The sequence below is a fragment of the Parapedobacter pyrenivorans genome (assembly GCF_014636865.1).
GTDB lineage: Bacteria > Bacteroidota > Bacteroidia > Sphingobacteriales > Sphingobacteriaceae > Parapedobacter > Parapedobacter pyrenivorans.
This window is the reverse complement of record NZ_BMER01000001.1, coordinates 1,288,545-1,300,641: the sequence shown is the minus strand read 5'-3', so window position 1 is coordinate 1,300,641 and position 12,097 is coordinate 1,288,545. Positions and strand designations below refer to the sequence as shown.

Sequence of the window (12,097 nt, the reverse complement as noted above, 5' to 3'; positions counted from 1 at the left end):
TCATGACACCTCATATCAACATATGTTTCCGTTGCTTGGTTTCGGCAATGATATTTTGCCTGCACGCGGCGGCGCAACCCCAATCCAGCGGAATCGCTGAAATCGTACAAGCCGAAACCCCAGAACTGATTGCCTTATACCAGCAGTTACATCAACACCCGGAGCTTTCGGAACAGGAAAAGGAGACCTCACGGCTGCTCGCCGATGAGCTGCGCGCGCTGGGCTTCGACGTCACCGAGCGGGTAGGTGGATATGGCGTGGTAGGGGTGATGGAAAATGGCGACGGACCCGTGGTTATGGTGCGGACCGATATGGACGCGCTTCCTATTGAGGAACTTACGAACGTTCCTTACGCCAGTAAGACACCCGGTGTCATGCATGCATGTGGGCACGACGTTCACATGACGGTATGGAAAGGTACGGCGTCGGTTGTATCGAAGCTTCGGGACCGGTGGCGCGGCACCGTTGTTTTTGTTGCACAGCCTGCCGAAGAGACTGGCATCGGTGCCAAAGCCATGCTCGCCGACGGGTTATTTACGCGATTTCCAAGACCGGATTATGCACTCGCTCTCCATGTCAGCTCGACACTGCCCGCGGGTACGGTAGGGTATCATGCAGGCATGTTTTTAGCGAGCATTGACAACCTCCATATCGCGGTGAAGGGCCGAGGGGGGCATGGAGCCGCCCCGCAACAGACTATTGATCCGATCGTGTTGACGTCAAAGATTGTCTTGTCGCTCCAGTCGATCATTAGCCGGGAGATCGCGCCGACCGAACCGGCGGTCATCAGTGTAGGCTCCATTCACGGCGGATCACGCAGCAACATCATCCCCAGTGAAGTGGAACTCGCTCTTACGGTCCGCACATTTGAAGACCAGACGCGCCAACACCTCTTGAACGCAATAAAGCGCGTTTGTGACGGCGAGGCGCATGCGGCGGGACTGACCCCGGAAGAATATCCACAAATCAAGCATGACGGCGAGTTTTTCCCCTCCATGTATAACGATCCGAAGTTGACCGCGCAACTGGCATCGGTATTCCGCCAAACACTGGGCGAACAGCATGTGCTGGAGCTTCCCCGGGAACTCGTAGGTGAGGATTTTGCACGGTACGGACGGGAGCAGCCGCCCATACCCACGATGATTTATTCGCTAGGCACCGTACATCCAGACCGCGTGGCCGCGGCAGCTGCCGGCCAACTGATATTGCCACCGCTGCACGGGTCGTTGTACGTTCCGGAGCCCGGCCCAAGCATACCCACCGGCGTGAAAACCATGAGTGCAGCAGTCCTTTCGCTGCTGCAGCCAAAGCAAACGGATCGCCGATGACGGTGGCCTGTAAAGGCTCCATCCCGCCAACGCGGACAAGTGCTGACAACTGAAACAAAAAATCAAACAGATGAAACATATTCCGAGACGAACATTTATCAAACACGGCGCCATGGCTTTCGCTGGGGCCGCATTACTGCCTCCCCAGTTTACACTGGGGAGGCCCATGAAAAAAATCCGGCTAGGCTTCATTGGCGTAGGGTTGCGTGGGCGGGCCCATGTAGCAAGCGCCTTGATGATTCCCGGCGTCGACATACCCGCCATATGCGACATCGATCAGGATGCCATCGCGGAGACACAGCGTATCCTGAGGAAAGCCGGATTGCCGGAAGCGAAAAGCTATACCGACGGCGAGCACGATTTTGAGAACCTCGTCCGACGTGATGACTTGGATGGCGTTATTATATCGACCCCCTGGGAATGGCACGTGCCGATGGCAGTGGCCGTGATGAAAGCTGGGAAATATGCCGGCCTTGAAGTCCCGGCGTCCATTACTGTAGCGGAAACCTGGAAGCTGGTCGATGCGCACGAATCGACGGGAAGCCATTGCATGATCCTAGAGAATGCATGCTACCGGCGGGATATCTTGGCTGTCCTGAATATGGTTAGACAAGGTCGACTAGGTGAAATCATCCAGTTGGAAGGCGGATACCTGCATGATCTTCGGCATGTTAAATTCAATAACGGCAAGCAACCGTATGGCGGTGGCGTGGAATTCGGCGAAAAGGGCTTCAGCGAAGCACGCTGGCGTACCCAGCACGCAGTGGAGCGCAACGGCGACCTGTATCCCACCCATGGACTGGGACCGATGGCGGAAATGGTCGATATCAACCGGGGAAATCAGTTTGACTACCTGGTCTCTATGGCCACCAAAAGCAGGGGACTCCATAATTACATCGTTGACAATGGCGGTAAAAACCACCCGAACGCCGACGTGGCTTTCAAACTCGGCGATGTGGTGCGTACGATGATCAAATGCATCAACGGTGAAACAATTACCATAACCCACGACACCAACTTGCCCCGTCCATACTCGCTTGGATACACCGTGCAGGCCACCAAAGGCATATGGCGGTATAAGAATGAGTACGAACCCAACGAGATCTACATCGAACACGAATCGGAGGATCACAAATGGGAATCCTTTGAGCCTTACCTTGAGCAATACGACCACCGCCTGTGGAAGGAGTTCGGACCCGAAGCCGAAAAAACAGGGCATGACGGTATTGACTATTTTGTGATCAAGGAATTTGTAGATGCCATCCGGGAACAGGCAACGCCACCAATGGATGTTTACGATGCAGCGGCGTGGTCTGTTATCGGACCTTTATCAGCGCAGTCCATCACCCAAGGATCCGCCCCGGTTAAGATTCCGGACTTTACACGGGGAAAATGGAAAAACCGTAAACCGATATTCGCGCTTTGAGTATCGCTTCGCCTGCCCTTCATAACCGTAAGGCATCATTCTTTTGTCGGATTTCTTTCACGTAATAAGGCTAATCAGCCCTTCTCAAAGAAAGGATATATGCTTTTATAGCAACGCGCCCCGATAGAAAACAAAGGTTACGAAAGAAAAAATAAATAATTTTTGCTTAAAACAAAAGATTTTATCTATATTTGATTATTGGATAGTCGTCAATATCCGCCAGTCAACAGAAAAAGTAAATTATGAAAGGAAACCGCTGCTTGAAAAAGACCTGTTTTAAAAACGCAAACAGGGTAATCGTCCCCGCTTTACTTTTCATTGTGAATTTATTGTTGCCTTTCCTAACCCAAGGAGACACACCGCTTTATAAAGCCGGCATTACATTAATCCCCTACCCGCAAGAAGTTCGGCTTACCGGAGAAACATTCAATCTTCCAAATCCGTTAACCATTGCTATCGACCACGATGCAACTGAAAAGGACAAGTTTGCTACCGGCGAGCTGCGGCGTCAATTGAGCGATCGCTGGAACATCAGCACGGAATTGACAACCAATCGCCGCAGCGCACATATCGTATTGACGAAAAGCGATACAGAGAAGAAGCACGGGAATCAAGGTTACCAATTGCAGGTAACGAGCAAGCGCATAACCGTTAGCGCTTCGGGTGAACCGGGTTTGTTTTACGGCGTGCAGACACTTTGCCAACTTATTCAATCGGGCGATGGCACATCTCCCTTTGTACTGGGCATGGCCATCAAGGACTGGCCGCATACCGCTAATCGGGCCATCCATTATGACACCAAACACCATCAGGACACACGTGAATACGTCGAAGGGTTCATTCGCGATTTGGCCAAATACAAGATAAACCTATTGGTGTGGGAGTGGGAAGATAAATTCGCCTATCCCAGCCATCCCGAAATCGGAGCACCGGGAGCGTTCACCATGCAAGAAATGCAGGAGATTACCCGGTATGCACAGAACTATCACGTACAGATCGTGCCGTTGGTGCAAGGGCTGGGTCATGTGAGCTTTATCCTGAAGTGGCCCCAATACGCGCATCTGCGGGAAATCCCCGCTTCCAATTGGGAATTCGATCCGTTGAATGAGGGGTCTTATGATTTGCTATTCGATCTTTGGGCCGATGCGATGGAAGCTACTCCGGGCTCGCGATACATCCACATTGGCTCGGACGAAACATTTGAATTAGGGAAAGGCCCCACAACGCGCGAAAAAGCAAAGGAAATCGGGCGGAATGGCTTGTATCACCTGTTTGTTGAAAAAAGCGCCCGGCATTTGCAGAAAACGGGGCGCGAGGTTATGGTTTGGGAAAGGCCGATGGGCTGGACGCGGGACGTGACGACCGACGAAGGTGTGGGGCAGGAATTATCCCCGCAGTACAAGGTTACCCCGCATGAGGGAATTGTATTGACGGAAGCCTACGGCTATGAAACGCCGGATCTGAAATACGCACGGCAGGCAAAAGCGCTGGGCTTTCAGCTTTTTGCTTATGACCCGAATGCGGGAATCGAATGCCTTTTCGTACCTTATTTTCACCGAAAGAAGGGAGCCATGCGCAATAATCCCCAGGTTATCGAGGGCAGTTTGGAACATTCCTATCATTTCTTCCGCTCGCGTTTGGGCGAAAACCTATTTGACGGCATGATCTGTACGTCGTGGGACGACTCGGGCCTCCACAACCAAACCTGGATGTTGCGCTTCATCACCGCGGCCGAATTTTCATGGAATGCACGTTCAGATCAGTCACTCGCGGAATTTACCGCGAAGTACTTCCGAAATTATTACGGCGACGACGTTACCGACATGGAGGAGCTGTTTCTGCTGCTCAATGAAGGCGCCTATTTTTATCAGGAGAGTTTTGAACGCAATGTCTGGCACCACGGCGAAATCGGTAAAACCCATATCCCCGATCTGCCGCGAACGGATGTGCTGGAATACAACCCGTATTGGAACACGGAGTATGCGCACCGGGTGACCCTCGCGAATGAATTTCTAGGGAAAATGGAACGCGCATTGCAGATTTGCGAAAATAATTTAATCGCCGACATCGATAATAAGTACGATTTCGAGGTATTCACATCCCTAGCTAAGCTGATTGAACATACCGCAAAAACCTACCTCGACCTGTCTTCCCTTGAGCATTCGATTACGAAGGCGCACCAACAACGGTTCCTCGATCTCGATTCCACCCTTTATCACTTGGATCAAGCGCACGCTACGGTGAACAATCAATTGGCGAGGCGCAAGGAAGTGTTTGACTACTTGGTTGGCGTTTGGGAAAAAACGCGTCTGCCCAAGGGGATGGATACGGAAGAAAAGGAATATTTCTTCCAGCAAGACCGTGCCCGCCATTTTGCAAACCGGACGCCCGATCTGACTTATCACATCTATGACGAGCAGCTTTTGGGACTGGAAAACTACTTGGATAAACTGACCGCTTATCGGGACCTTTTTTACGAGCGTATCGTCAAACCGGAGCAAATATACTTAAAATGATAACCGCCGTTACCCTTATTAGGCTCACGTCTTCAGCCCTGTTTTGCGTTTGGCACCCTTCTTTTCAGGGGATGGACTCGTATGTGGCGACCATTCCCGGCACAACGGTCACCTTTGACATGGTAGCGATCCCGAAGGGCACTTTCCAAATGGGAAGCCCTGCCTCCGAAAACGGAAGGAACACCGATGAGGGACCGGCAAGGACGGTGGCGGTCGACGCTTTCTGGATGGGTAAATTCGAAGTGACTTGGGACGAATATGAACTGTTTGTCTATGCTGAATTGGAAAAGCAAGCAACCGTTAAAAAGATGCCCGATGCGAGGCATCCGCTTGTTGACGGCGTAACGCGCCCCACGCCACCCTTCATGGACATGAGTTTTGGCATGGGGAAAAGTGGATTTCCAGCTGTGAATATGACGCAATACGCGGCATTGGCTTATTGCAAATGGCTGACGGCGAAGACCGGTAAATTCCACCGGCTTCCGACCGAAGCGGAGTGGGAATATGCCTGCAGGGCCGGCACCCAAACTGCCTATGGTTTTGGGTCGGATGCGAAACAGCTTGGTGCCTACGCTTGGTACCTGGGAAACAGCGGTGGGAAATACCATAAAGTGGGTACCCGAAAGCCGAACGCCTGGGGCTTGCATGACATGCACGGCAATGTGGCCGAATGGACACTGGATCAATACGTACCCGATTTTTACCGTACCCGGACCGATACGAAGAACCCGTGGGCGAAGGCTACCCGCCTTTATCCGCACGCGGTGCGTGGCGGGCATTGGGAGGCGCCGGCACCGGCATTGCGCTCTGCCGCACGCGGACAATCGCGGCCCGAATGGAAACAACGCGACCCCCAGATTCCCAAGAGCGATTGGTGGTTGACGGATGCGTCATTTGTGGGCTTTCGGATCGTACGACCCTTGAAGCAGCCGACCGCCGAGCAAATCGAAGCCTATTTCACTTCGCCATTACCTGATTATTAACCATACACGTATTCCGTTAACACGACAATCAATTAACCATGTTTTACACGTAAAACTATTATGAAATGAAAATGAAACTACTCAACAAATTATGGACGGTAACGCTGATTGCTTGTTGCTTTTCGCTTTATGGTAAAGCACAGCAGGCGATTTCTGGTCGGGTTACGGCAAATGGCCAACCGGTTGTTGGTGCTTCCGTACAGGTTGCAGGCACGTCGACTGCCGTACAGACAAATCAAGACGGGACCTATTCGATAACAGCGGCGTCCGGCAGCAGTATGTTGGTGGTGTCGTACGTCGGCTTTGTAACGCAGCAGGTACCCATCAATAACCGCACGGTAATCCATGTGGAATTGCAGGAGGGCGCTACGGAAATCGGCGAAGTTCTGGTGACGGCGCTTGGTATCGAACGGGAAAAGAAAGCTTTAGGTTATGCTATCCAGGAAGTCGACCTGTCGACCGTTACGGAAGCACGGGAATCAAACATCGCCAATTCCCTGAAAGGTAAGGTGGCCGGCGTACATGTAAGCCCAACAACAGGCGGGGCAGGTTCATCATCGTTCGTGGTGATCCGAGGCAGCAGCTCGATTGCTGGTGAAAATCAACCCCTGTATGTGGTAGATGGCGTACCTATTGACAATCAATCGCTGGATCAGGCCGGTATCTTCGGCGGTAAGGATTTTGGTGACGGTATCAATAACATCAATCCGGACGATGTTGCGGAAATGTCTGTGCTGAAAGGCCCCGCCGGTGCGGCACTCTATGGCGCACGCGGAGCAAACGGCGTCATTTTAATCACCACCAAAAGCGGTAGAGGCCGGAAAGGCATCGGCGTTGAATTCAATTCCAATTTTGTCATGGAAACCATCAATGTGATCCCAACCATGCAGGACAAGTGGGGGGTGGGGTATGGTGGCACCAACGGTTTTGGATCGATGGAGTATGAAGGCACGACTTATCCCGCACAGACGGGAAATGGTGATCAATTTGGGGGGCCGCTGGACGGGCAGCTGATTATGTACACGTACATGCCGGAATGGAGCCCCAGACCGTACTCACCACAGCCTGCCGATAATATCCGTGATTTTTTTGAAACCGGAAAGACATTCACAAACACGATTGCCGTTTCTGGAGGGGGCGATAAGAATGCGTTCCGACTATCGGTATCCGATATGCGGAATACGGGCATTCTGCCAAACAATAAATTAGACAGGCAGACCATCAATTTAAGAGCGACATCGAATATTACGGATAAGCTTTTTGTTGAAGGAAAAATAAATTACATCCGCCAGACCGGCGAAAACCGGCAATCGACCGGTTTGACTACGCAAAATCCGGCCTACAGCCTCTACCTGACACCCCGTTTCGTCGACCTAGATTGGCTGAAAGACTACAAGAAGGAAGATGGAACCATGGTGAACTGGAAAAGCGGAACGCCTTACAATCCATATTGGATTGTTAACGAATTCCTAAACGAGGATAAGAGGGATCGGGTTATCGGTATGCTGATGGGCAGGTACGCCTTTTCAGATTGGCTGAGTTTGCAGGCACGGGCCGGAACCGATTTTTATACGGATGTTCGCTTCGACCGCAAGGGAACCAATTCTCCACCTGCCAATTTAATGCCTGGGACGGTGAGCAACACCACCTGGCATGTAAAGGAAGAAAATTTCGACCTGTTATTAACTGCAAATGGCGACCTGTCGGAAAATTTCAAAGGGTATTTTTCTGTGGGTGCAAACCACTTAAATCGTAAACAGGAGGTTGTCGGATTAGACGGACAGAATCTGAATATCCCCTACGTGTATCACATCAGCAATGCGCAGCTGGTAACGCCGCGGAATTCGTTGAGTCGGAAACAGATGAATTCCGTATACTTCGCGGGGCAGGTCGGCTTTAAAGACTATTTGTTTTTGGACATCACCGGGCGGAACGACTGGTCGTCCACCTTGGGACTAAACAACAATTCGTTTTTCTATCCATCCGTTGCCGCGAGTTTCGTCTTCACGGACGCGCTTGGCATGAGCAACAACCCGGTATTGTCTTTCGGTAAAATTCGGCTCTCTGTTGCGCAGGCGGGTAACGATGCGTTGCCCTTTCAAACGACTGGCGGCTACGCCCTTGACATGGTGGGATATGGAGCGGGGTTGCCGTATGCCACATTGCGCAGCCAGGTGCCGCTTATTGACTTGAAGAATGAGCTGACTACCGGCTATGAAGCCGGCACCGAGTTGAGGTTTTTTAAGAACCGGTTGGCGATCGATTTCACCTATTATTCGCAATCCACCAAAAACCAGATCTTACCGGTTCAGGTATCGATGGCCACGGGCTACGCTACACGCGTAATCAATGCAGGTGAAATACGAAACCATGGCGTTGAGTTACTGGTTAACGGAACACCGCTTGCGATAGGCAATTTCCGCTGGGATCTTTCACTGAACTTTTCAAGAAACCGTTCAAAAGTCATTTCGTTGGCTCCAAATATTTCGACGCACGTACTGATTGATAACGCAAACGGACGAATAGAGGCGAGAGTTGGTGAAGCCTATGGTAATATCGTCGGGTTCCCGTTTCTCCGTACGGATGACGGCCGCTTGTTGCTTGGCGAAACGGGTATTGTTCAACGTGCCGCAGAGCAAGTGGTTTTGGGGAATATTCAACCTGATTTTCTTGGTGGGTTGACGAGCACGTTTGCTTATAAAGGCCTTTCGCTAAGTGGGCTGTTCGATATCCGCTTGGGCGGACAGGTCTATTCGTTCAGTAAAGATCAGCAGACACGCAAAGGAACCGGTGTATTCACCAGCGATAGGGAAAACCTGATCAATGACGGGGTTATCTTGCAGGAAGATGGCACGTATAAGCAAAGTGATATCGTGCTAACTTCTCAAGACTACTACGCACAGCGGGCGTGGGGAAACGTCGGAGAGGATTTTGTGTTGGATGCCGATTACATTGCATTGCGGGAGTTAACATTAGGGTATGCGTTTAGGCCGGGTTTCTTGGCGAAAACACCTTTCAATAGTGTTAAATTGTCTTTGGTAGGCCGGAACCTGTTTTACCTCAAACGCGACCCGCAAATGAAGCAGATGGGGATTACACCCGAAGGCGCTTTTGCTCCTAATTCAGCGGCGCAGGGGTATGAAGTAGCAACACTTCCAACGACAAGGACGTTTGGCTTCAATCTATCATTTGCGTTATAATTTATCATATGATCTTGTTTAACATGAAAAAGAGATATTTACAGCTTGCACTGATCGCTTTATTGGGTGGTTCGTGCACCCAAAATTTCGAGGAGATTAATACGAATCCCGCGATGATAAAAGAGGAAAATTTAAAACCGGAGATGCTGCTTACGTGGTCACTGAAGCATTCTGTTTTTGAATATTTCGGCCCGAACACGCCGTGGTCTATCAGAGAATATGCCGGTTATGTCGCCTATGAAGAAACAGGTGACATTTTTCTCCCTTGCGACTGTGCCAATCCCTTCAATTATTATCGCCGGTTTATTGTCAATTTAAATGAACTGATCAGGCTAGCCGCTCCTGATCCTCGAAAAAGCAACCAGGTGGCCATTGCCCGGATCTGGAATGCGTTTCTTTATCAGCGTATGACCGATGCTTATGGCGACATCCCGTACAGTGAAGCGGCAAAAGATCCCGCCAATGTGATCAACCAGCCGGTTTACGAGCCGCAGGCTTCGATTTATGCGAATTTAATGAATGAGTTGAAAGAAGCGGCTCAAATACTTAGCAGCGCACCCGATCAGATTTCGTTCGGTAATGCAGACCTTATCTATCAAGGCGATCCGGAATTGTGGCGGCGGTTTGCCAATTCATTGCGCCTTCGCATGGCCATGCGCATCCGTTATGCTGACGCCACATTAGCAGGCCAACACATCCAGGAGGTGGTGACCGCCCCCTTGTTGGAAGATAACTCCCAGAATGCGTTGCTAACGACCTTGCCTCCGGGTGGCACCACACCTGCGGGAAACGTGAACCCCGTTTACAACAGCGGCCTCTCGGGGGCTAACCCGATCCGGTTCGGTTTTGCCATCTCCGAAGTGATGATGGAGCGAGAAGATCCACGATTACCGGCCTATGCGGTTGCCGCTACCGACGGCGTGAGCGGCTATAAAGGCCGGCCAATCCAACTGGAAGGTGAGGAAGAGCGGAACTACTACAGCCGCACGAATACGGCCGAAATCGGACCGTTGCTAACGGGCGAAGTCGCTGATATCGTGGTGATGAATAGCGCTGAAGTATATTTTCTCCGTGCGGAAGCTGCGCTGGCCGGCTTATCGTCCGAAAATGCGCAGCAGATGTATCAACAAGGCATTCAACAATCCATGGCACAGGTGGGCATTGAAGACGAAGCTGCCGCCTATATGGCCAAACCGTTAGTGATTTTAGCCGGCGACGAGGAAGAACAGCTAAAGAAAATTATTTTACAAAAATACATCGCCATTTACCCCAATGCCACGGAAGCATGGGCCGAATGGCGCCGGACCGGATATCCAGCCATGTGGACTGGAAGCATGAAAGGGGCTACCAATGGGCAGATCCCCCGGCGAATGACGTATCCGATCGACGAGTTTGGGAAAAATGAGGAAAATCTTCGTCAGGCGATCGATCAGCTTCCCGGCGGCGACACATTCCTTAGCAAGGTATGGTGGGATAAAAAGCCCGGACTCCCCTATACGCATCCGAATCAAGGCATGTTTCCGCCTAATTAACACATTTCATGATCATTTCCCATATTGATATTTATCGGTTTAGCATTCCCATGGTGCCTTTTGCAATCGCAACAGGCACCATGCTTCACGCCCAAAACGTGTTTATCCGAGTTCATACGGATGAAAACCTATATGGAGTCGGCGAATGCTCTGCCTTTCCGATGATTGTCGGAGAAACACAGGATACCTGCCTCGTTGTGGCCCAAGACTTTGCCCGGCTTTGGAAGGGACGCGATCCCATGGATATCGAATCGCGCATGCAGGAGCTACACCATTTTATTGATGGCAATAGCACCATTAAGAGTGCTTTTGATATGTGTCTGTATGATTTGGCTGCTAAAACTGCTGGTCAGCCGCTGTGGGAGTTTCTGGGGGGAAAAAAAAGGCAGGTCGTTACCGATGTTACCGTAGGAATAGCTACGGTGGATGAAATGGCTGAGCGAGCGATGATGTTTGTAGCACAAGGAGCAACGATACTTAAGATTAAACTGGGCAACGACGTGAGATCTGATCTCAAGCGGTTAACTAAAATACGCCAGGTGGTCGGCCCGGATATTCAAATTCGCGTAGATGCCAATCAAGGCTGGACTTATACAGACGCATTGCATATACTACAAGCTACGCGAGAACTGAATATTGAATTCTGTGAACAACCAATGCGCAGTTGGGATGATCATCTTCTACCGAAACTCAGAAGCCATTCGCTGGTTAAAATCATGGCAGATGAAAGCTGTTATGATCACCATGATGCCCGGCGCCTCATCGCAGCAGGAGCTTGCGATGCCATCAATATCAAGTTAGCCAAGTCAGGTGGAATACACGAGGCCTTGCAATTACATCATGTGGCACAGCAGGCAGGTATCCCATGTATGATGGGCGGGATGCTAGAGAGTCGCATTGCGCTTAGCGCGAGCCTACATCTGATTTATGCTTGCCCGGGTATTGTGTACTATGATATGGACTCTTGCCTCCTTGGTCATTTAGCTGATCCTGTAGTCGGCGGTGTTCAATATGCCGATTTTACATTGGATATCAACGATGAACCAGGCTTGGGAGCAGACGCAGATGAGCAGTTTTTAAAAAACTGCGAACGGATTACCATTTAAAACAGC

General features: G+C 50.8%; 7 protein-coding genes. All 7 read left to right on the top strand.

Annotated features, from left to right (window positions below; genetic code table 11):
• Window positions 1-2: 2 nt before the first annotated feature.
• The 7 genes from IEV98_RS05135 to IEV98_RS05105 all read left to right on the top strand — a co-directional run bounded on the left by IEV98_RS05135 (window position 3) and on the right by IEV98_RS05105 (window position 12,091).
• Window positions 3-1,328, top strand: coding sequence for a M20 metallopeptidase family protein (locus tag IEV98_RS05135; protein WP_188504816.1), 1,326 nt, complete (start codon window positions 3-5; stop codon window positions 1,326-1,328).
• Window positions 1,329-1,398: 70 nt separating this feature from the next.
• Window positions 1,399-2,754, top strand: a complete 1,356-nt coding sequence (locus IEV98_RS05130) for a Gfo/Idh/MocA family protein (RefSeq protein ID WP_188504815.1) — start codon at window positions 1,399-1,401, stop codon at window positions 2,752-2,754.
• 320 nt (window positions 2,755-3,074) lie between these two features.
• Window positions 3,075-5,270, top strand: a complete 2,196-nt coding sequence (locus IEV98_RS05125; protein ID WP_188504814.1) for a beta-N-acetylhexosaminidase — start codon at window positions 3,075-3,077, stop codon at window positions 5,268-5,270.
• Window positions 5,267-6,253: a formylglycine-generating enzyme family protein gene (locus tag IEV98_RS05120; protein ID WP_188504813.1), complete on the top strand. Its 987-nt coding sequence runs from the start codon at window positions 5,267-5,269 to the stop codon at window positions 6,251-6,253. Before IEV98_RS05125 ends, IEV98_RS05120 begins: the two co-directional genes overlap by 4 nt.
• 65 nt (window positions 6,254-6,318) lie before the next feature.
• Window positions 6,319-9,453, top strand: coding sequence for a SusC/RagA family TonB-linked outer membrane protein (locus IEV98_RS05115; RefSeq protein WP_188504812.1), 3,135 nt, complete (start codon window positions 6,319-6,321; stop codon window positions 9,451-9,453).
• Between the two features lie 23 nt (window positions 9,454-9,476).
• Window positions 9,477-10,985, top strand: a complete 1,509-nt coding sequence (locus tag IEV98_RS05110; RefSeq protein ID WP_188504811.1) for a SusD/RagB family nutrient-binding outer membrane lipoprotein — start codon at window positions 9,477-9,479, stop codon at window positions 10,983-10,985.
• A gap of 8 nt (window positions 10,986-10,993) precedes the next feature.
• Window positions 10,994-12,091 carry a mandelate racemase/muconate lactonizing enzyme family protein gene (locus IEV98_RS05105; protein WP_188504810.1) on the top strand — a complete coding sequence of 366 codons (1,098 nt, stop codon included), beginning with the start codon at window positions 10,994-10,996 and terminating at the stop codon, window positions 12,089-12,091.
• Window positions 12,092-12,097: the final 6 nt, after the last annotated feature.

Coding starts and splice junctions, on each gene's coding strand:
- IEV98_RS05120 (WP_188504813.1), top strand. CDS start 5,267: ATGATAACCGCCGTTACCCTTATTAGGCTCACGTCTTCAGCCCTGTTT.
- IEV98_RS05105 (WP_188504810.1), top strand. CDS start 10,994: ATGATCATTTCCCATATTGATATTTATCGGTTTAGCATTCCCATGGTG.
- IEV98_RS05110 (WP_188504811.1), top strand. CDS start 9,477: ATGAAAAAGAGATATTTACAGCTTGCACTGATCGCTTTATTGGGTGGT.
- IEV98_RS05130 (WP_188504815.1), top strand. CDS start 1,399: ATGAAACATATTCCGAGACGAACATTTATCAAACACGGCGCCATGGCT.
- IEV98_RS05115 (WP_188504812.1), top strand. CDS start 6,319: ATGAAAATGAAACTACTCAACAAATTATGGACGGTAACGCTGATTGCT.
- IEV98_RS05135 (WP_188504816.1), top strand. CDS start 3: ATGACACCTCATATCAACATATGTTTCCGTTGCTTGGTTTCGGCAATG.